The sequence below is a fragment of the Fundidesulfovibrio agrisoli genome (assembly GCF_022808715.1).
GTDB classification, from domain to species: domain Bacteria; phylum Desulfobacterota; class Desulfovibrionia; order Desulfovibrionales; family Desulfovibrionaceae; genus Fundidesulfovibrio; species Fundidesulfovibrio agrisoli.
The window spans coordinates 15,681-36,690 of sequence record NZ_JAKZKX010000031.1 but is presented as its reverse complement, the minus strand read 5'-3'; the positions used below and the strand labels follow the sequence as shown (position 1 = coordinate 36,690).

The window sequence follows — 21,010 nt, the reverse complement described above, 5'->3', positions numbered from 1 at the left end:
TCAGGGATGGGGCGGGATGGCGGCGGCCCCGCCGGAACGCGCTGCTCCGGCAGGGCCTCATGAGGAGCCGCTAGCCCGAGCAGGCGCAGCCGGACCCGGCGGGCGCGGCGGCGCGGCTCGGCCCGCCCAGCTTGGCGGCCATCTGCTCGGCGATGTCGAGGGCGTGGCCCATGATCTCGACTTCGGGCATCTCGTCCACGCTGAAGAGGTCCCTGTCGAACTCGATGAGCGAGTCCGCGATGACCACGTCGGGCTCCAGCCCCTCCAGCACGCCCTGCATCATGCGCGTGGCGCACTTGAGGAAGCAGCCCTCCATGGCTACCACCAGGGGGGCGTTGCGCACCAGGGCGCGCTGGCCCGTGTTCTTGGTGAAGGCCCCGCCCAGGCAGACGCGCACGGTCCTCTCCGGCAGGAGCGAATGGCAGAGAATGTTCGAGGCCTGCCGCGCGATCTCGCCCCGCAGGCACGAGCCTTCGCAGCACATGACGGCCACGGGCTTGATGGACTGCCTCTGCGAAAAATCCTCGCAGAGCTGGCACACCCCGGTGGGCTTGCGGATGCTGACGGTTTCGAACTGGCCCCCGTTATCGGGCGCGCAATCGACGGCGGCGTTCTTTTCGCAACTCATGGCGTATTCCTCCGTGTTCCGGTTTTCCGGGCGGTTATCGGCGGCAGCCGCAGGCGGCAGCCGGGGCGCAGGCGGCGGGCTTTTCCAGCAATTCGTGCAGGATGCCCGCCGAGCTGGCCGTCAGGCGCTTGCACTTCTCCATGTTCTCCTGGGGGCCGAGGGCTTCGAGCACCTCCCGGCATTTGGTGTGCCCGGTGATGGCGCGCACCTTCTCGCGGAATTCGGCGGCCCTGGAGGCGATGCCGTCCCAGCACTGGGCTGGGCTGGTGCGCCCCTGCAGCAGGCCCAGCGCCAGGATGCCGCCCGTGATGGCCCCGCAGGTCTCCTCCTTGCAGCGGCCCATGCCGCCGCCGAACCCCGTCGCGGCCTTGAGCGGGATGCCGCCCTCTTCCGCACCGGAGGCTTCGAGCACCGCCGCCAGCACAGATTCCGCACAGTGGAATCCGCCCTGGAACAGCTCGTATGTCCTTTGCTCCACCTGATTCTTGTTCATCTCCGTTCTCCTTGTGTTTCCGGCCGGGATGCTGGCCGGTTGACAACGCCGTTTGATCTGAATAGCTGTTTACAAGCTATCAACGATCAATTCTAACGATTATATTTGATCTGGTTGATCGGAGACACCGAACAATGCGGGGCTGACATGGAACTTCGTGATTTGAGAACATTCATGACCGTGGCCGGGCTGCTCAGCTTCAACCGCGCGGGCGAGGCCCTGCACGCCGCGCAATCGACGGTTTCGGCGCGCATCGCGGCCATCGAGGCCGACCTGGGGGTCAAGCTGTTCGAGCGCCTGGGCAGGCGCGTGGCCCTGACCGAGGCTGGCGAGCGCCTGCTGGACTACGCACGCAAGATCCTCGACCTGGAGGACGAGGCCCGGGCCTGGGTCTCCGGCGAGGCCGAGGCCCGGGGCGCCCTCACGGTGCGGGTGCCCGAATCACTGTGCGCGTACAGGATGGGCGGGGTGATCCGGCCGTTCAGGGAGCGCTTCCCCAACGTGCGCCTGAGCTTCACGGCCTGCACCCTGGAGGGCCTGGAGAAGGACCTGCGCCAGGGCGTGACGGACCTGGCCTTTCTCATGGCGGATTCGGTGCGCGGGGGCGACCTGGTGGTGGAATTGCTGGGGATCGAGCGCCTGGTGCTGGTGGCCGCGCCCGGTCACCGGCTCGCGGGGCGCGGGCCAATCGGGCCGGACGACCTCAAGGGCGAGACCCTGGTGCTCTCCACGGCGGACTGCTCCTACCGCAAGATGTTCGAGGGCCTGCTATCAGGCAGGGGGGTGGAGACTGCGGCCGGGGTGGCCTTCTCCAGCGCCGCGGCACTGCGCGGCTGCGTGATGGACGGGGTGGGCGTGAGCATCCTGCCGGAGCTGGCCGTGCGCGGCGACGTGGCCTCCGGGCGGCTGGCCGTGCTGGACTGGGCCGAGGGGGAGATGGAGACGGCCGTGCTCATGGTGCGCCACAAGGACAAATGGCTCTCCCCGCCTTTGGCCGCGTTCATGGACATGGTGCGCGCCAGGCTCATGGAGGGGGCCAAGGCTCATACCATGGGCGGGACGCGCACCATTCTGGAGAACCTTTTCGCCCCCCCTGACCATGAACCGGGGCCTGGGTCTGGGCCTGGGTCTGGGCCTGGGTCTGGGCCTGGGTCTGGGCCTGGGTCTGGAGCTGGAGCGGGGGGGCGCTGCTGCTAGCTTGCGGCGTTCACGTCGAAGCCTTCCACGAAGGCCTTGATCTCGTCGCGCACCCGCCGGTAGTGGGCCAGGGCTTCCTCTTCGCTGGCGGCGTCCTTGGCCAGGGCCGGGGGGTCGTCGAAGCCCGCGTGGATGCGCCTCGCCTTGCCTGGGAAGTAGGGGCAGTTCTCGTTGGCGTGGCCGCAGAGGGTGACGATCCAGTCGAACTCTTTCCTGGGCAGGTCATCCACGGTCTTGGAGCTCTGGCCGGAGATGTCCACCCCGGCCTCGGCCATGGCCTTCACGGCCAGCGGGTTCATCCCGTGCCGGACCACCCCCGCCGACCAGGCCTCCATGTCGCCGGAGCGCAACGCCCGGGCGAAACCTTCCGCCATCTGGCTGCGGCAGGAGTTGCCCGTGCACAGGAACAGTATCTTCGTCTTGGAAGGCATGACGCACCTCTAACAGTCCGTTGAGAAAATCGTTTATTGTAGCCTGTTCAAAATACCTGCCGGCAAGGCGCGAGAAAAAGCCGAGCCCGATGCGTAGTTATCCTGCGCGAGGGTTCGGCTTTTTCGAAGCGACGCCGCCAGCGGGGATTTTTCAACAGGCTGCTAGGGTTTGCAGGAGACGTGGCACACGCCCAGCGGCGTCTCGACCGCGTGGGGGAACCACCTGCGCCTGATCCACAGGGCCACGTTCACCAGGGCGATGAGCACGGGCACCTCCACCAGGGGCCCGATCACCGCGGCGAAGGCCTGGCCGGAGTCGATGCCGAACACGGCCACGGCCACGGCGATGGCCAGCTCGAAGTTGTTGGAGGCCGCCGTGAAGGAGAGCGTGGCCGACTGCTCGTAGGTGGCCCCGGCCTTCCAGGAGAGCCAGAACGAGGCCGCGAACATGACCAGGAAGTACACGCACAGGGGGATGGCCACCCGCACCACGTCGAAAGGCAGGCGCACGATGTACTCGCCCTTGAGCGAGAACATCACCAGGATGGTGAAGAGCAGCGCCGTGAGCGTGATGGGGCTGATCCTGGGCAGGAAGACCTCCTCGTACCACTGCTGTCCTTTCAGCTTCAAGCCCAAGAACCGCGAGGCCATGCCTGCCAGGAAGGGGATGCCCAGGTAAATGAACACGCTCTGGGCGATCTGCCCCATGGAGATGTCCACCGCCACGCCCTTCAAACCCAGGACGCCGGGCAGATAGGTGATGAACAGCCACGCGTAGACCGAGAAGAACAGCACCTGGAAGATGGAGTTGAAGGCCACCAGCCCCGCGCAGTACTCGCGGTCGCCCGAGGCCAGGTCGTTCCAGACGATGACCATGGCGATGCAGCGGGCCAGCCCGATGAGGATGAGCCCCACCATGTACTCGTGATGGCCGGAGAGGAAGGCGATGGCCAGCAGGAACATGAGCACCGGCCCGATGACCCAGTTCTGCACCAGGGAGAGCCCCAGCACCCGCGCGTTGCCGAACACCTGGCCCAGCTTCTCGTACTTCACCTTGGCCAGGGGCGGATACATCATCAGGATGAGCCCGATGGCGATGGGGATGTTGGTGGTGCCCACCTGGAAGAACTCCACCACGCCGCGCACGCCGGGCATGGCCCAGCCCATGAGCACGCCCGCGAACATGGCCGCGAAGATCCACAGGGTCAGGTAGCGGTCCAGAAAGGAGAGTTTTTTCGTGATGCTTTCCGTCATGTGCGGCCTCCAGGCCTATCGTTGGCTTTCAAGATGCCCTGCAAATCGGCATATCCGGGTTCAGGCCCCAAAAAAAGGCCTGGCGATGAAATAGATGCCCAGCAACGCGATCATGCCGCCCGCGCCCTTGCGGAACCAGTCCCCGCCCTGGCGCACGGCCCTGTTCTCCAGCCAGCGCCGCACCAGGGCCGTGGAGCTGCCCGCCGCCGCTATGGGCGCGCAGTGCCCCACGCCGAACAGCACGATCAGGGCCACACCCGTCATCACCTTCTGCTGGATGGTGATGATGGCCAGGATCGGGGCGATGAAGCCGAACGTGCAGGAGCCCGAAAGCACCCCGTAGGCGAGGCCCAGCAGGAACGCCCCGCCCACGCCCCTGACCTTCATGCGCCCCATCAGCCCCCCGGACATGGAACACCTGGCCACCCCGAGCATGTCCAGGGCGAGCCAGACCAGGGCCGCGCCCACGGCGATGGTCCAGTAGGGGCCGATGTCCCCGAGCATCCGCCCCAGCAGGGAGCAGGCCACGCCGACAACGGCGATGGTCAGGAACAGCCCGGAGGTGAACGCCAGGGCGTATTTGACGGCCTCCCTGCCCCGTATCAACCGCCCCTGCCCCGCCACGTAGCCCACGATGAGCGGGATGGAGGCCAGGTGGCACGGGCTGAAGAGCACGCTCACCACGCCCCAGAGGAAGCAGCCCGCGGCGGCCACGGCGAAGCTGTCCACCATCCAGGCGTTGATCGTCAGGAAGAGCTGGTCGAGCACCGTGGGTTCCCTACTGGGCCAAAAGCCTGTCCAGGATTTCGGTTATGGATTTCTTGTCGAAGAAACCCTCGTGCCGGTACGTCTCCTTGCCGTCCTTGCCGTAGAATATCTGCGTGGGGATGGCCCTGATCCCGAAGGCCTTGCTTTGCTCCGGGTTCTCCCAGACGTCGATGAAGACGATGGCCGCCTTGCCCGCGTAGTCCTTCTCCAGCGCGTCCATCACCGGGATCATCATCTTGCATGGGATGCAGGCCTTGGCCCCCAGGTCCACCATGGTCACCTGTCCCCTGGCGGGCACCTCCGGGATGGGTCCGGCCATGGCCTGTACGGCAAGGCCCTGCGCGGCAAGGCACGCCGCAAACGCCAGGGCGAGCGCCGCGCGAAACACCCCGCCCATTACAGCCCGGCCCCCTCGCCGACGGAGGCCTTCCCGGCCCGCATGACCGTGAGCACGTCCTCACGGTTCAGGGCGAGCTGCCTGTCCTTCACTTTCTCTATGCCCAGGTCGGTTACGATCACGTGATGTTGCAACGGTATCCCCTCGCGCTCCAGAATGGCCTTGGCGCAGCCGACCTGGCAGCCGTCGAGCACCATGACCCGGGGAGTCTCCTTGGCGGACTTGACGAACCCGCCCAGGCCCCCGCCGATTCCGGCCAGGCAGAACATCTTCCCGAAGCCTTCGCGCGTGAGCTCAACGGCGGCCTGGTTCGTCAACTGCCCCACGTTGGAGCCCCCGGAGCAGGCCAGGATCATGACTTCACGGTCTTTCGAGCAGCACGGAGCGTTCATTGCGGCCTCCAGTATCCTTATGCGTTGATCCAGGCGGCGATCTCCGCCTTGGACGGCACCTTGCCGACGCACTTCACCTCGCCGTCGATGGCCACGGCCGGGGTCGAGAACACCCCCATCCGTGCGATTTCCTGAAAGTCAGAGACCTTGGCCACCGTGGCGTCCGCGCCAAGCTCGGCCACGACCTCCCGGACGCGCTTCTCGGCCTCGTGGCATTTGGGGCAGCCCGGCCCCAGCACCTTGATCTCCATGGAATCCTCCCCGCGTTACAGGATGAGGTTGAACAGGTAGCCCACCAGCAGGATGCCCAGAGACACGACGCCCACGAAGGTGAAGAGCAGGCGCGGCTTGAGCACCTTCCGCAGGATGATCGTCTCCGGCAGGGAAAGGGCGATGACGCTCATCATGAAGGCCAGCACCGTGCCCAGGGCCGCCCCCTTCTCCAGGAGCGCGTGCACCACGGGTATGATACCGGCGGCGTTGGAATACATGGGGACGCCGAGGGCCACGGCCGCGAGCACCGACCACCAGGCGTCGCGGCCCATGATGGAGGCCATGAACCCCTCGGGCACGTAGCCGTGGATGCCCGCGCCCACGGCGATGCCCGCCAGCACCCAGGGCCAGGTCCGGCCCACGATGTCCCTGACCGCTTCGAGCCCCGCGCGCACCCGTCCCGGCCAGCCCGGCTCTACCTCGGGCTGGTCCTGCCCGGCGTGGATCAGGCGCACCCACTCCTCCAGGTGGCCCTCCATCTTCAGCCTGCCGATGACCCAGCCGCTGACCATGGCCACCAGCAGGCCCGTGAGCAGGTACAGCCCGGCCACCTTCCAGCCCATGAGCCCGTAGAGCAGCACAAGGGCCACCTCGTTGACCATGGGAGCGCTCACCAGGAAGGAGAAGGTGACGCCCAGGGGCACCCCCGCCGTGACGAAGCCCACGAAGAGCGGCACGGCCGAACAGGAGCAGAAGGGCGTGACGATGCCCAGCAGGGCCGCCAGGACATTGCCCACGGCCTCGCCGCGCCCGGCCAGCAGCCTGCGGGCGCGGGCCGCCGTGAAGAAGGAGCGGATGATCCCGACGCCGAACACCACCAGGGTCAAAAGGAGCAGCACCTTGGGGCCGTCGTACAGGAAGAAGGCCAGGGCCGCGGCGAAGGCCGAGCCCCTCTCCAGCCCGAGCAGGCCGTAGGTCGCGGCGTCGGCCCAGGCCTCCAGGTGCGTGTACACGGCGATCCACAGGGCCAGCGCCGCGATGCCCAGGGCCAGGATTCGCGCCATACCGGCCTGTCCGGCCTCTCCGGCCCCTTTGTCGGGCGCGGGCGGCGCCGGTGTCGCTCCAGGGCCGGGCATGCCGCCTCCCATGGAATCGATGCGAAGTTCCCTCAGGTCGTTCATGTGTTCCTCCCCGCCTTGCCGCCTATTTGGCGGGCTTCACGGAGCAGATGTTCTCGCGCCGGATGTCGTCCAGCCCGGACAGCAGCCGGGCGATCTCGGGGTCGTCCTCCAGCCAGGTCTCCAGGTGCTGAAGGAGCGCGCGCGCGTAGGCGCTCTCCCCTTCGGCCAGCGAATAGTTCACCCACTGGCCCGCCTTGGCGCTCTCGACCAGCCCGGCGTCCTCAAGCACCTTGAGGTGGTTGGAGACCGTGGGCTGCGCCACGCCGAGCGCCGTCTGCAGCTCGCAGACGCACATGGGCCTGCGCTTGAGCATCTTGACGATCTTGACCCGGTTGGCGTCGGACAGGGCCTTCATGAGGCGAAGAAAAGGCTTCATGCGCGTATCTCCATATTTGAATTTGGCTATATGCTCGGTTTTTTCGGACGTCAAGCGCGGACGGGGCAAACTACTTCACCGCGATGAAAATTGCCCTCTTGCCGCCTGGGCCAAGGGTTTGCCAGGCTCAGGGCGGATTGCGGCCGGAGGGGAGGATGGCCCTCCAACGGCAAAAGCCTGGCCCGGCGCGGGACCCCCCCCCGCCGGGCCAGGCTTTCTCTTGCGCCTTGGCAGCGTTGTCATGACAGGCCGCCGGGAGGGACCGCGTTGCCGGGCTCCCGGCCTGCGGCCCGTCCCCTGCGGCTGAAACGCCCGCCCGCTCAGGCCGGGAAGAGGTTGTTGATCTTGCAGGCCGCGCAGGCCGCGCCGAAGCCGTTGTCGATGTTCACCACGGTCACGCCGCTGGCGCAGGAGGTGAGCATGCCGAGGAGCGCCGAGAGCCCGCCCAGGGCCGCGCCGTAACCCACGGAGGTCGGCACCGCCACGATGGGCTGCTGCACCAGCCCGCCCACCACGCTGGCCAGGGCCCCCTCCATGCCCGCAACCACGATGATGACCCGGGCCTTGCGGATGTGCCCCAGGCGGTCCAGCAGGCGGTGGATGCCCGCCACGCCCACGTCCGAGATCACGGTGGCGTGGCTGCCGAGCATCTCGCAGGTCTCCCTGGCCTCTTCGGCCACGGGCAGGTCCGAGGTGCCGGCGGTGACGATGGCCACCTCGCCTTCCTTGTAATGGATCTCGCCCCGCACCAAAGTCAGGGTCCGGCCCAGGGGGTTGTAGCGAACCTCGGGGCAGACGGAGCGCACGTGCTCCGCCATTTCAGGCGAAACCCGCGTGGCCAGCACGTTGGCGTGCTCGCCCATGCGCTTGAATATTTCGCCCACCTGCTGCGGGGTCTTGCCCTCGCCGTAGATCACCTCGGGGAAGCCGTTGCGCAGGGCGCGGTGCAGGTCGATCTTGGTGTGGCCCATGTCCAGGAAGGGCAGGTCGCGCAGGCGCTCCAGGCCCTGCTCCACGTCCAGGCTGCCGTCCTTGATGCCGGCCAGCAGCTTCCTCAGATTCTCGTGCTTGTCCATGTGCGATGTATTTCCAGCCTACGGCGTTTGTTCGTTGAGGCTGCCCATGCGGTAGCCGCCCAGGTCCACGGCCACGTGGCGGTAGCCCAGGGTCTTGAGCCGGGCGTCGATGCCGTGGCGCCTGTCGGCCTCCACCAACTCGCCCACCAGCTCACGCGGCACCTCGATGCGGGCCAGGTCCCCGTGGCTGCGCAGGCGCACGGCCGCGAAGCCGATTTCCTTCAGAAAAGATTCGGCCTGGTCGATGCGCTTGAGCTCCGCGTCCTCCACCACGACACCGTGGGGGATGCGCGAAAGCAGGCAGGCCCCGGCGGGCTTGTCCCACGCGGGCAGGCCCCGTTCGCGCGAGAGCTCGCGGATGTCGCGCTTGGTCAGGCCCTCGGCCAGCAGCGGGCTTTCGATGCCAAGCTCCCCCAGGGCCTTCATGCCCGGGCGGTAGTCGTCCAGGTCGTCCAGGTTGGTGCCGTCCAGCACGTGGGCGACGCCCTCGGCGGCGGCCGCCTCCCGGAGCAGGCCGAAAAGGGTGCGCTTGCAGAGGTAGCAGCGCTCCGGCGGGTTGTGGCGCAGGATTTCCGGGAAGGGAACCTCCAGCAGCAGGTGGCGCGCGCCCATTTCCTTGGCCGCCCGTATTGCGTCCTCGCGTTCGGCCTCGGGCATGTAGGCCGTGACGATGGTCGCGGCCAGCGCGCCGTCGCCCAGCGCCTCCCGGGCGGCGTGCAGCAGGAAGGTGCTGTCCAGCCCGCCGGAGAAGGCCACCAGCGCCTTGCCCATGCCCCCAAGGGAGCGGAGCAGGTTGCGGAGCTTCTCCTCTTTCGGGATGGCGTGCGTCATTGCCTCCCCGCTCATTTCCGGCACCCGGCGATGGCCGCGTAGACCTCGCCCAGGGTCAGGCCGTGGCGGCGGGCCAGCTCCCGGCAGTCCTCCAGTTCGGGCTTGGAGCGCAGCACTTTGCCATCCCGCAGGGCGTTCTTGATGGTCACCGGCCCCAGCGGAGTCTCCAGGCGCTCGAAGCCGACGTCCAACACGGTCTTTTCCAGCGGGAAGCTCTTCACCCCCAGGGTGGTGGTGTGGCGGAAGAGCAGCTCCTTGAAGCGTTCCTCGTCCTTGGCGGAGCACAGCAGGGAGACGCAGGTGGCGGGCCGGTTCTTCTTCATCTGGATGGGCGTGAAGTGCACGTCCATGGCCCCGGCCTCCATGAGCAGGTCCATGGCCACGCCCAGAGCCTCGCCGGTCATGTCGTCGATGTTGCATTGCAGCAGGCGCGCCTCCTGGACGCGGCCCGCCTTTTGCGGGGCCTCGGCGCGGGCCAGCTGCACGCGCAGCACGTTGGGGATCTCCGCCTCGCGGTGGCCGATGCCGTAGGCCGTCTTCTCCACGACGAGCGCTGGCGTGGCGGTGAATTCGTCCGCCAGCGCGGCGACGATGGCCGCGCCCGTGGGGGTGGTGGCCTCGTGCCGGGCGGCACCGCGCGTGGTGGGCGCGCCCTGGAGGATCTCCGCCGTGGCCGGGGCCGGAACGGGGATCAGCCCGTGGGCGCAGCGCACGAAGCCGCCGCCCAGCTCCACCGGGGAGGACCACACCGCGTCCACGCCCAGGCTGTGCAGGCAGACGGCCGCGCCCACGATGTCCACGATGGAGTCCGTGGCCCCGACCTCGTGGAAGTGCACCTCGGCGATGGGCTTGCCGTGGACCTTGGCCTCGGCCTCTGCCACCTTGCGGAAGATGGCCAGGCTGGTGCGCTTCACCGCCTCGGAGAGGCCGCTGCCCGTGATGATGGCCTCGATGTCCGCCAGGTTGCGGTTGTGGGCGTGATGGTGGTGATGGTGATGGTGGTCGTGGCCGTGCTCGTGCCCGTGCCCATGTTCGTGCTCGTGGGCATGGCTGTGGCCGTGCTCGTGCGAATGGCCGTGATGGTGCGCGTGCCCCCCGTGCTCATGGGGATGGTCGCGCCCATGCCCGGATTCTTCGCCGTGCCCGTGCTCATGGTGATGCTCGTGCCCGCCCTGGTTCTTGAGGGCCACGTCCACCCGGACGCCGTGGATGCCGCTGCGCGCACCCTTGGAGACAACCAGCTCGAACTCGTGATCCAGCCCCAGCCTGGAGAGCTCGCCCCGCAGGTAATCCGGGTCCACGCCCAGGCCGATCATGGCGGCCAGGTTCATGTCCCCGCTGATTCCGGCGAAACAGTCGTAATACAGTATCTTCATGGTTTCCTGCGCCTTCGCGCGGGTTTCCGGCCCGTGCGCCGGGCCTCGCGGGGAGGCCCGGCGTCCCGGGGCGTTTCAGCCCCCAGCTCGAATCCATTCATGCGGCCTGTTCAAAAAACCCGCCGGCGAGGGGCAAGAAAAAGTCAAGGCCGGAGCGTATTCGGCATACGCGAGGGTTTGACCTTTTTGAAGCGGCGCAGCCAGCGGCGATTTCAGGGCGGGCTGCTAGAGCCCGCTCTTGAAGTGGCCTTTGATGGCTTCCACCCGTTGCTGGAAGTCCGACCCCTCCATCCCGGCGGCCACGCGGACCAGCTCGTCCGGGATGGCGATGTGCTGCGGGCATTTCTCCAGGCACTCACCGCAGGCCACGCACTGGGAGGCGAACCCGGGCTGGCCGGTGCCGGTCATGCCGCTGCCGAAGGCGGCGTACATGAACCTGGCCTCTTCCTCGTTCCCGAACATGTGCATCTTGTTGAAGAAGTCGAAGCACTTGGGAATCTGGACGCCCGCCGGGCAGGGCATGCAGTAGCCGCAGCCCGTGCAGCCCACCTGCATGAGCTCCTTGTAAGTGCGGCCCGCCCGGTCCACAAGGTCCATTTCCTGCGCCGTGAGGGAGCCGGGGTGCGCTTCGCCCGCAATGGCCAGGTTCTGTTCGATGTGGGCCTCCTCGTTCATGCCCGAGAGCAGCACGATGACGCCGGGGTGGTTCCAGACCCACCGCAGCGCCCACTCCACCGGGGTGCGCTTCACCTGGGCCTCGTTCCAGATGGCGGCCACGGCAGGGGGCGGAGTGGGCAGGCCCAGGTTGCCGCCGCGCAGGGGCTCCATGACGACCACGCCGAGCCCCTTGGATGCAGCGTACTCCAGCCCCTCCAGGCCCGCCTGGAACTGCTTATCCAGGTAGTTGTACTGGATCTGGCAGAACTCCCAGGGGTAGCCGTCCACGATTCGGGCGAAGTCCTCCCCCAACCCGTGGAAGGAGAACCCGGCGTTGACGATGCGCCCATCGCGCTTGGCCTGGTCCAGGAATTCGCCCACGCCCAGGGCCGCCATCCTGTCCCAGGAGACGCCTTCCAGGGCGTGCACCAGGTAGTAGTCGATATGATCCGTCCCAAGCCTTTCCAGCTGGGCGTTCAGGTAGCGGTCCATGTCCTGCCGGGTGTCGATGAGCCAGGTGGGCAGCTTGGTGGCCACCTTGACCTTCTCCCGGTAGCCGTCCTTCAGGGCCTTGCCCAGCAGGGGTTCGCTCTCCCCGCCGTGGTAGGGCCAGGCGGTGTCCATGTAGTTGACGCCCCTGTCGATGGCCCCCCTGATCTGGGCGATGGCCCGGGCTTCGTCGATCTTGCCGTCGGCCATGGGCAGGCGCATGCACCCGAAGCCGAGAATGGAGAGCTCGTCCCCGGTCTTGGGCATCTTTCTGTAGAGCATCGAAAGCCTCCTCGTCCTTGCGGACACGCTTTTCGTTGGATGATCCGGCCGCACCTGTGCGGCGGTTCACTCAATACGCGCGGCGCCGGCGGGGTTGAACGCCCATTCCTGCCCGATTCTTGCCCGATCCTGCCGGGGCTGAAACGAACGCGCAGGATGCGAGGGGTTATCGAGGAACGCGTTGCAAAAGGCGGGGGCGCGGCGGGCCGAACCGCTAGCGTTCGGCCATGCTGCGCAGGCTCTTGATGTCGCGCAGGGGGGGCGCGCCAAACATGCGGCTGTACTCGCGGTTGAACTGGGAGTGGCTCTCGTACCCAACCTGGAAGGCCGCGCTGGAGGCGTCCATGCGGTCCGTGAGCATCATCCGCCGGGCCTCGTGCAGCCGCAGCCACTTCTGGAACTGCAGCGGGCTCATGGCGGTGAGCGCCCGGAAATGGCGGTGGAAGGTGGAGGGGCTCATGCTGGCCTGGGCCGCCAGGTCCTCCACGCGCAGGTGCCGGGCGTAGTTGTCACGGAGCCAGTCGATGGCCTGGGCGATCTGGTGGCTCTGGGTCCCGGCGGCGGCGATCTGCCTAAGCCGAGGCCCCTGGTCGCCCACGAGCAGCCGGTAGAGGATCTCCTTCTGGATGATGGGGGCCATAATGGGGATGGCCTCCGGCTCGGCCAGCAGGTCCAGCAGGCGGTTGATGGCCCCGAGCAGGGGCGCGTTCACCACGCCCACGGCCATGCCCCGGCCCGCGGGCTGGGTGCGCGGCGCGGGGAGGTCGCTGTCCACCATCATCTGGGTGATGGCGCGCTGGTCCAGCCGGAGCACCAGGCCCAGGTAGGGCTTCTCCCTGCTGGCCTGGGTGACCTGGGCCACAACCGGCAGGTTGACCGAGGTGATGAGGAAATGCTGCGCGTCGTAGGTGTAGAGCTCCTTGCCGAGCAGCACGCGCTTGGAGCCCTGGGCGATGAGGCAGAGGCTGGGCTCGTGCATGTAGCCGGTCTGCTCGGTGGGGCTCTCCCGCCGGACCAGGGTCAGGGCGGAGATGGGCGTATCCAGCCGCTCCGCCTGCGCGGTCCATCGGGCAATTCCTTCGGCCAGGGCCTCGGAGGCGGCCCTGAGCCCGTCGGCTTCGTTCTCTTGATTAAGCTTTTGATTAAACATGGGAATGCCTCACGATGGCGAATACCGGATAATACCCATTCCATACCGGCGCGCAACACGCCAGCGCCACCCTCGGGAGGATCAGGCAAAAATCAGGCAGAATCGTTCAACAGGGTCCGGCGGGGGCTACTTCCCCCTGGCCACGCAGCGGTCCGTCGCGATGTTGTCCAGGATGCGCTCGTGCAGCTCGTGCGCGGGCTGGCGCAGCCCCTTCTCGTAGAAGGCCCGGTACTGCTCCAGGAAGGCCGGGTCCAGCCCGCCGGAGGGGTTGGCCTTCCCGAACGTGAGCATGTATTTGAGCCCGCCCAGGCTCACCGCGCCGGAGCAGTACGCCGCGATCGCGTCCGGGTGGAACGGCGAGAGGAAGGCGTACCAGGCGGCCTGGTCGTCGAAATCCACGATCACGCGGCCCACCCCGTGGCGCAGCAGGATCTCCGCCGCCTCGTCCGGGGCGTCCTGGGCCAGGGGCCTGCCGTCGCGCCCGAAGAAGCTCGTCACCTGGTCCACGACCTGCTCCCCGGTGTAGGGCGAACAGGGCGAGAAAGGCGACAGCGGCAGGACCTTGTGTTCGCGCCCGGCCAGGGCCGCGATTTTGTCGCACGTGGGCAGCTCGGGGTAATACCCGGCGTACACGTTATGGTAGGATTTGAGGCCCCGGAGGAACTCGACGCGCTCGCGCACGTCGTCCGCCAGGTTGTGGGGCAGGCCGTACAACGCCAGGCCAAGCGCCAGGGCCGCGGCCGCCGCGCCCAGGGGCTTCTCGAGGCCCGCCCGCCCCCCGGCCAGGGTCCGGGCGGCCAGATGCAGGCCCACGGCGTAGAGCGCCGCCGCGAACACCATGCCGAACAGGAAGGTGCTGTGCGCCATGATGGCCCGCGAGGTGAGCACCCCGCACAGGCCCACCTGGGTGAGCAGCAGGGCCGCCGCGCCCCAGGCGGGTGCGGCCTCGCGCCGCAGCCGGGGGATCATGGCCCCGGCAGCGAGGCCGAAGGCGGCCACGGCCCAGAGCCAGGGCGAGGAGGCGTTCTGCCGGGCGATGTCCTGCAGCAGGAGCTGGCCCAGGTTCCCGGCGTAGGCGGCCAAGCTGCCGACCAGGGCGAAGGTTCCGGCGAAGAAATTCAGGAAGAACACGCAGGCGCTGTCCGGCAGGTAGGCGGATGTCGCGGGGAGGACGCCGTAGCGCACCTGCTTGTCCATCAGCCCGATATCCGCCACGCCCAGGATGTGGAAGTTCACCGCCGCCACGGCCCCGTAGGCCGCCAGGCAGGCCAGGGCCGCGCCCAGGGCGGTGCGCCAGGGCCTGCGCCGGATAACGGCCAGGGTGGCGGCCATGAACCCGTAGAGCACGGCGAAGCCCACCACGATTGTGGTGGCCAGGGACACCGCCACGGCCTGGACGTGCAGCGCCACCCGGTACGCCCGGGAGCCGGGCTGGGTAGAATGCCTCCAGAGCAGATAGGCGAAGCAGGCCACCGAGGCCGAGGCCGGGAAGTTGGCCTTGCTGAAGTTGTTGGTGAACACCAAGAGCGGCGCGCCCGCCAGGAAGGCGCTTTGGGCCGCCAGGGCCAGGAGCGCGCTGCCCGTGCAGGCCAGCACGAAGTCGCACAGGCACACCAGCAGCACCAGGGTGTAGATCACCGTGCCCAGGGCCGCGTAGGACGGGTCGAACACGATGTTCAGCAGGTAGTGGATGCCGGAGAACTTGGTCGGGAAGTAGACCAGCTGGTCGTACCGGGCCGGGAAGATGCTCCCGCCGCGCGCGCAGTCGGCCAGATACTTGAAGTAGTAGAACACGTCCCCGCCGAAGTCCGGGTAGACCCCCTTGGCGAACAGGACGTACAGGGCCAGGGCGGCGGCCACCGGGGAAAGCAGCCACAGCGCCGGAGTCCAGTCCGCGCCGCGAGGGCCACCGCGCCTGAACACGGCCGCAAGGCCCGCGCCCAGGCAGCGCAGGACCCATGCCGCCTGCCCGCGCAGCAGCCAGGAGCCAATCAGCAGGGCCGGGCCGTACATCCAGGCCGAATACAGCCCCAGCGCCCCCAGGGTGAAGTTCGCAAGCGACACGAGCCCCAGCCCGCAGATGCCGCTGGCGGCCAGCATGCCCGCATCCGGCGCGCCGTCCCCGCCCGCCCCGGCGGTTTCAAGGAAGGCCGCGCCCAACGCGCACACCCACACGAACCCGGCCGCCACGACGCACAGCTTGAGCGCCCCGGACAGGACCACCGGCGCGCCGAGGTTGGAAAACCCCGCGCCCCAGATGTCGAGCTTCGCGGCGCAGGCCATGGCCACGGCCCAGAAGACCGGCAGCGCCAGGCCCGCCGCGACGCGGCCTACAGATCGTTCGGACATGCTCGGAACCGTTCCTTCTCCATTGCCACGGCCGTCGCCGGACGGATTCCGCTCGGTCGCGGGCGCCGGGCTTCGGTCAAGTGGCTGGCGGGACGGTGATTGTCCTCGGGGAGGAAGTCAAGCGCGAGAACGGATTCCGACGTTTGCCCTCTCGGGCGCGCGTCTCCTCCCGGGCCTGCATGGGCACCTCCCCGGATTCAGGGCCGGGCACGGTGTCGCCAGGCAGAGCATGCAGTACGTAAAACATTATTATAACGATGAAATCATACGACAGCCCACTCTCCCCGCGCCTGTTGGGCCAAGCCTGGTGCTCTGAACGTGGCGCCCGGACCCGCCCTGGAGGCCACTTGATGAGGAGAGAAGCGTGTTTTTTCAAACTTTAAATCCTTATTATTTCGCCAGGTAAACTAATTTGACTTGCACATTTTGATCCATAAGAACCCGGTTTTTTAAGAAAACAATTGCCTAAAAACTTCTTAATAATTATTTGTAGGTGCAGTGACTAAAAAATTGGAGGAGAACGCCCTTTTTTCAACATTCGCGTTGTCACAAGACTAGAACTGAGCTAAGAGTCTGACAAAATACTCCATCGATTTTCAGAGTTGCTGGGCATTGACCTGATATAATTGTAGAAAATGTGATGCAAACCAAACCCTGCCCTAAAGCCCCAGAATCGGACCCGGCGGGAGTTGATATCGATTGCCAGGTGGGCTTTGTGAAGATGCCGCCTCAAAGGAACCTTGTACGGCAATGCGAATTCACATTCGCGAATTAGCATAAAACGCGTCAGGAATTTAAGAAACGATAAGGGAGGCTCGGAACATGTACCACGGCAAGCGGATTTCAACAGTGCTATGCGGCTTGGCATGCTGCTCGGCCATACTGTTCGCCGCATTCTCCGCGACCGCGGCGATGGACGACGGGGGTATGCCGCCAGAAAAAATGCGGCAGATGGGTAAAACCACTACGGAGCAACGCAGGGCTGCAGCCCTGGAAAAGGCCCGCCAGCAGGCCAGCACTCCCAGCGCCGCCGCCCTCGCCACCGGCGCGAAAAGTGCGGCGGCCCCGGCAGCGGTCGTCCCGCAGCCCCTTGGCCAGGCCGACCTGTTCGGGGCCTACCCCAACTGGTCGTGGAGCCCCCTGCCGGAGTTCACGCAGGGCAACTTCGCCGGCACCTACGTGCCGGGCACCGGCATCAAGAAATTCGTGAACCAGCTGCCCACATTGTTCGCCGCCACCACCGACGGCATGAACAAAAAGCTGGCCATGGGCGTGCCTGACACCATCACCTACCCAGGCACCGACTACTACGAAATCTCCCTGGAGGAGGTGAACTACACCTTCCACCAGGATCTGCCCCCGACCAAACTCCGCAGCTACCGCCAGACCAACAACGGCACCAACTCCCAGACCGGGCAGAACACCGTTGCCCCCCCCGCGTACAGCTACGGCGGCCCGATCATCGTCGCCCAGAAAGACCGCCCCGTGCGCGTCAAGCTGACCAACAACCTGCCCGTGACCGCCAGCGGCGGCAACCTGTTCATCCCCACGGACACAACGATGATGGGCGCAGGCATGGGGCCCAACGGGGTCAACTCCTACCCGCAGAACCGTGGCGAGCTCCACCTGCACGGCGGCATGAACCCCTGGATCAGCGACGGCACGCCGCACCAGTGGACCGCGCCCGCAGCCGAGCCCGGCCCCTACACCTGGGGCGCTTCGGCCCAGAACGTGCCCGACATGCCCCCCCCGGGTGGTGGCAGCATCACCTATTACTACACCAACCAGCAGAGCGCCCGGCTCATGTTCTACCACGACCACGCCCTGGGCATCACGCGCCTGAACGTGTACGTGGGTGAGGCCGCCGGCTACGTGGTGCGCGACGGCACCGAATTCGCCCTGGAGAACGCCGGCATCATCCCGCCGCTGACCGACAACATTCCCCTGATCATTCAGGACCGCACCTTCGTGGATAGCGCCCAGTCCAAGCCCGTGTACAGCATCGCTGCGATCTCAGGCGGCTCGGGCTACTCAGGACCCGTGGTCACCGTTACCGATTCCGGCGGCTCCGGCAGCGGCGCCTCGGTTGGCGTCACCGTCGTCGGCGGCGTCATCACCGGTCTGACCATCAATTCCGGCGGCTCCAACTACGTCTCTCCCGTGGTGAACATCAGCGGCGGGGGCGGGGCCGGAGCCACCGCCACCGCCACCGCCACCTTTGGCGCCATCACCAGCCTGAGCGTCACAGCCGGGGGCAGCGGCTACGCCTCACCCACGGTAGCCATCGCAGCGCCTACCTCCGGCACCACAGCCACGGCGGCGGCCACCGTGACAAGCGGCGTGATCACCGGCCTCCGGTTGACCAACAAGGGCAGCGGCTACACCTTCCCGCCCGCGGTGACCATCACCGACACCACCGGCTCCGGTGCCGCGGCCTACGCCTTCGTCAACACTATTCTGGCCACCGACCCCACCTGGAGCACCGCGACCTGGGGCACCACCGGCGGTCTGTGGTACCCCCACGTGTACATGCCCAACCAGACCGGCAGCGCGGTGGGCCTTGGCGCCAACGCCATGGGCCGCTGGGACTACGCCTTGTGGTTCTGGCCCCCCTACACCGGCATTCTCGCCCACGGCGCGGTGCCCAACCCCTACTTCGACCCGGTCAACGCTCCCTGGGAGCCCGCGCAGATTCCAGGCATCCCCAACCCTTCGACCACGCCCGAGGCTTTCCACGACACCCCCATTGTCAACGGTGTGGCCTACCCTTACATGAACGTGGAGCCCAGGGCGTACCGCTTCCGCATCCTCAACGCCTGCAACGACCGCATGCTGAACCTCCAGCTTTACAAGGCTGACCCTGCGGTCACCACCGTCGACAACCGCACCAACACGGAAGTCAAGATGATCCCGGTGCCGCAGGGCCAGTCCATCTACGGCAAGCCCAGCGGCATCCCCGACCCGACCATGAAGGGTCCCGACATGATCCAGATCGGCAACGAGGGCGGCTTCCTGCCCGCGCCGGTGGTGCTGACCAACACGCCCATCGGCTTCGAGACGAACCCCAAGAACATCGTCGTGGGCAACGTCCTGGAAAAGAACCTGTTCATGGGCCCGGCCGAGCGCGCCGACGTCATCATCGACTTCTCCGCCTTCGCTGGCCAGACAGTGATTCTTTACCAGGACTCCCCGGCCCCGGTGCCGGCGTTCGAGACCCGCGTGGACTACTACACCGGCAACCCGGACCAGACCGCAGTCGGCGGCTCGCCTTCGACCATCGCCGGCTTCGGCCCCAACACCCGCACCATCATGCAGTTCCGCGTGGGCGCACAGGCAAGCCCCGGCTCCTACACAACCTTCAACCTGGGCAACCTGCAGAACGCCTTCAAGTCCACCGCACAGGCCCTGGGCGTCTTCGCCGCCAGCCAGCATCCGCCGCTTGTGCCGCAGGCCGAGTACGGTTCCGCGTACAACACCACCTTCCCGAGCACCAACGTTGTGCCCATCCAGGCCAACTCCCTGACCTTCACCCCCTTGGGCGCGCTCGCTCCGCTGACCATCAACTTCACGCCCAAGGCCATTCAGGAGCTCTTCGAGACCAACTACGGCCGCCTCAACGCCCTGCTCGGCGTGGAGCTGCCCTTCACCAACGGCACGAACCAGACCACCATCCCCATCGGCTACGCCGAGCCCACGCCCGACAGCTATGTCGACTCCGTGAACTTCGGCGTGCCCACTGCCGGCGACGGAACGCAGATCTGGAAGATCACGCACAACGGCGTGGACACCCACCCGGTGCACTTCCACCTCTACGACGTGCAGGTCCTCAACCGTGTGGGTTGGGACGGCGCGATCAGGCTCGCCGACCCCAACGAACTGGGCTGGAAGGAAACCGTGCGCATGAACCCCCTGGAGGACTGCATCGTGGCCCTGCGCCCGGTGGCGCCCAAGCTGCCCTTCGGCGTGCCCAAGAGCAACAGGCTGATCGACCCGACACAGCCCCAGGGAGCGCCGATCTCCACCATCGACCCGTTGACCAATGCCGCCGTGACCGTTCCCAACAACCCGACCGACTACGACTGGGAATACGTGTGGCACTGTCACATCCTCAGCCATGAGGAGAACGACATGATGCACGCGGCCATCCTGCACGTGACGACCACCTTGCCGGCCAAGCCAATACTTACAACCACCAAGGCCAGCAACGGTATGCAACTGAAGTGGACCGACGGCACCCGCCCGGTGATCAGCGATCTAACAACCCTGGGCAACCCCGCCAACGAGATCGGTTTCAAGATCATGCGCGCCACTGTGGCCGGGAACGGCTCCGCGGGTGCCTACTCCCAGGTCGCCACGGCATTGGCCAACCAGACCAGCTACCTTGACACCACGGCCTCGGCAAACACGACCTACAAGTACAAGATCATCGCCTACAACGCCTCAGGTGAGTCCGTTTCCATCAACGGCCCCGTGTTCGCTCCCGAGTATCTGTTGCTGCTGCTCAACAACTAGGCAGCACCCAGCCAACGCCAAAACAAAGGCCGCCCCTCGGGGCGGCCTTTTATTTATCCATGCGGGGAGGTGCGCGCTCTCCGCTCCGCGCGGCTGGCTACATGTTCCCGGCCTGTCGCGCGTCGCTGCCCGGGGCAGCACTCAGGACGTGAACCCGCCATCGATGGCCAGGCTGGCCCCGGTGACGTAGCCGGCTTCAGGCCCCGCCAGATAGGCCACCATGCCAGCAATCTCGTCGGCGTCGGCGTAGCGCTTCAGGGCCAGAAACCGGTCCTTGAGCATGGAGGCGAAGGCGCTCCCGTCGGGATTGAGGTCGGTGTTCACGGGGCCGGGAGCCACATTGTTCACGGTGATGCCGCGCGGGGCCAGATCGCGGGAGAGGCCCTTGACCAGCCCCACCAGTGCGGCCTTGCTCATGGCGTACACGCTGCCCCCCACAAAGGGCACGCGCTCCGCGTTGCAGCTGCCGACGTTGACGATGCGCCCGCCCTGGCCCATGTGTCTGGCCGCCGCCTGGCTGGCCAAGAAAACCGCGCGCACGTTCACGGCCAGGGTGCGGTCCAGATCCTCCAGCCGGAACTCCTCCAGGGGGGCTATCACGGCCAGGCCCGCGCTGTTCACCAGGATGTCCAGGCCGCCCAGTTCCGCGGCCGCACCGTCAACCGCGGCCACGAGCGCCCCCGCGTCCGCGCTGTCGGCCTGGATCGCCAGCACCTTCGATTTGGATTTGCGGGCTTCCTTGGCGCTCTTCTCGGCCTGCTCCCGGTTGCCGGCGAAGGTGAAGGCGACATCGGCCCCCTCGCCGGCCAGACGCCGGACGATGGCCGCGCCGATCCCCCTGCTGCCCCCGGTCACCAACGCATTTTTTCCCGTCAGGGTACGCCTCATACGCACCTCCTTTTCCCCGCGCGATAGCACGCCCCGGACGCCCTGGCACCACATTTCCGATTTTGGATAC

General features: G+C 67.0%; 19 protein-coding genes. 2 read left to right on the top strand and 17 right to left on the bottom strand.

The window, feature by feature from the left end:
- Nucleotides 1-70: 70 nt before the first annotated feature.
- Together MLE27_RS16395 and MLE27_RS16390 are read right to left on the bottom strand one after the other, a co-directional pair.
- Nucleotides 71-628: a putative zinc-binding protein gene (locus tag MLE27_RS16395; RefSeq protein ID WP_243313463.1), complete on the bottom strand. Its 558-nt coding sequence runs from the start codon at nt 626-628 to the stop codon at nt 71-73.
- A 34-nt stretch (nt 629-662) separates the two neighbouring features.
- Entirely contained in the window at nt 663-1,121 is a 459-nt protein-coding gene (locus tag MLE27_RS16390) for a C-GCAxxG-C-C family protein (RefSeq protein ID WP_243313461.1), read from the bottom strand.
- 147 nt (nt 1,122-1,268) lie between these two features.
- On the opposite strand from MLE27_RS16390, the gene MLE27_RS16385 reads away from it, so the two are divergent.
- Complete coding sequence (locus tag MLE27_RS16385) at nt 1,269-2,318, top strand: LysR family transcriptional regulator (RefSeq protein WP_243313460.1); 1,050 nt, start codon at nt 1,269-1,271, stop codon at nt 2,316-2,318.
- On the opposite strand, the gene MLE27_RS16380 is transcribed toward MLE27_RS16385, so the two are convergent.
- The 14 genes from MLE27_RS16380 to MLE27_RS16315 form a co-directional block, all read right to left on the bottom strand.
- A complete protein-coding gene (locus MLE27_RS16380) occupies nt 2,315-2,749 on the bottom strand; it encodes an arsenate reductase ArsC (protein ID WP_243313458.1) in 435 nt (144 codons plus the stop codon). The genes MLE27_RS16385 and MLE27_RS16380 overlap by 4 nt on opposite strands.
- A gap of 162 nt (nt 2,750-2,911) precedes the next feature.
- Nucleotides 2,912-4,003, bottom strand: coding sequence for an ACR3 family arsenite efflux transporter (gene arsB, locus MLE27_RS16375; protein WP_243313456.1), 1,092 nt, complete (start codon nt 4,001-4,003; stop codon nt 2,912-2,914).
- A 60-nt stretch (nt 4,004-4,063) separates the two neighbouring features.
- Nucleotides 4,064-4,771: a cytochrome c biogenesis CcdA family protein gene (locus MLE27_RS16370; protein ID WP_243313454.1), complete on the bottom strand. Its 708-nt coding sequence runs from the start codon at nt 4,769-4,771 to the stop codon at nt 4,064-4,066.
- Nucleotides 4,772-4,781: 10 nt separating this feature from the next.
- Complete coding sequence (locus tag MLE27_RS16365; protein WP_243313453.1) at nt 4,782-5,090, bottom strand: thioredoxin family protein; 309 nt, start codon at nt 5,088-5,090, stop codon at nt 4,782-4,784.
- A gap of 77 nt (nt 5,091-5,167) precedes the next feature.
- Nucleotides 5,168-5,560: a putative zinc-binding protein gene (locus tag MLE27_RS16360; RefSeq protein ID WP_243313451.1), complete on the bottom strand. Its 393-nt coding sequence runs from the start codon at nt 5,558-5,560 to the stop codon at nt 5,168-5,170.
- 17 nt (nt 5,561-5,577) lie between these two features.
- Nucleotides 5,578-5,811, bottom strand: a complete 234-nt coding sequence (locus MLE27_RS16355) for a thioredoxin family protein (protein WP_243313448.1) — start codon at nt 5,809-5,811, stop codon at nt 5,578-5,580.
- A 15-nt stretch (nt 5,812-5,826) separates the two neighbouring features.
- Nucleotides 5,827-6,837, bottom strand: a complete 1,011-nt coding sequence (locus MLE27_RS16350) for a permease (protein ID WP_243313477.1) — start codon at nt 6,835-6,837, stop codon at nt 5,827-5,829.
- Between the two features lie 139 nt (nt 6,838-6,976).
- Nucleotides 6,977-7,330 carry an ArsR/SmtB family transcription factor gene (locus MLE27_RS16345; protein WP_243313446.1) on the bottom strand — a complete coding sequence of 118 codons (354 nt, stop codon included), beginning with the start codon at nt 7,328-7,330 and terminating at the stop codon, nt 6,977-6,979.
- Nucleotides 7,331-7,650: 320 nt separating this feature from the next.
- Complete coding sequence (gene larB, locus MLE27_RS16340) at nt 7,651-8,406, bottom strand: nickel pincer cofactor biosynthesis protein LarB (protein ID WP_243313443.1); 756 nt, start codon at nt 8,404-8,406, stop codon at nt 7,651-7,653.
- An 18-nt stretch (nt 8,407-8,424) separates the two neighbouring features.
- Nucleotides 8,425-9,237, bottom strand: coding sequence for an ATP-dependent sacrificial sulfur transferase LarE (larE, locus tag MLE27_RS16335; RefSeq protein ID WP_243313440.1), 813 nt, complete (start codon nt 9,235-9,237; stop codon nt 8,425-8,427).
- Between the two features lie 11 nt (nt 9,238-9,248).
- A complete protein-coding gene (larC, locus tag MLE27_RS16330) occupies nt 9,249-10,613 on the bottom strand; it encodes a nickel pincer cofactor biosynthesis protein LarC (protein ID WP_243313438.1) in 1,365 nt (454 codons plus the stop codon).
- A 225-nt stretch (nt 10,614-10,838) separates the two neighbouring features.
- Nucleotides 10,839-12,041, bottom strand: a complete 1,203-nt coding sequence (locus tag MLE27_RS16325; protein WP_243313436.1) for an aldo/keto reductase — start codon at nt 12,039-12,041, stop codon at nt 10,839-10,841.
- Between the two features lie 214 nt (nt 12,042-12,255).
- Nucleotides 12,256-13,191, bottom strand: a complete 936-nt coding sequence (locus MLE27_RS16320) for an AraC family transcriptional regulator (protein WP_243313433.1) — start codon at nt 13,189-13,191, stop codon at nt 12,256-12,258.
- A 126-nt stretch (nt 13,192-13,317) separates the two neighbouring features.
- The gene (locus MLE27_RS16315; RefSeq protein WP_243313432.1) at nt 13,318-15,540 is read right to left on the bottom strand and encodes a hypothetical protein; all 2,223 of its coding nucleotides are present in this window, start codon (nt 15,538-15,540) and stop codon (nt 13,318-13,320) included.
- Nucleotides 15,541-16,491: 951 nt separating this feature from the next.
- Here MLE27_RS16315 and MLE27_RS16310 point away from each other — a divergent pair.
- A complete protein-coding gene (locus tag MLE27_RS16310) occupies nt 16,492-20,052 on the top strand; it encodes a cupredoxin domain-containing protein (protein ID WP_243313430.1) in 3,561 nt (1,186 codons plus the stop codon).
- A 141-nt stretch (nt 20,053-20,193) separates the two neighbouring features.
- Here the strand turns inward: MLE27_RS16310 and MLE27_RS16305 are convergent, their stop codons facing one another.
- Nucleotides 20,194-20,940, bottom strand: a complete 747-nt coding sequence (locus MLE27_RS16305) for a 3-oxoacyl-ACP reductase family protein (RefSeq protein WP_243313427.1) — start codon at nt 20,938-20,940, stop codon at nt 20,194-20,196.
- Nucleotides 20,941-21,010: the final 70 nt, after the last annotated feature.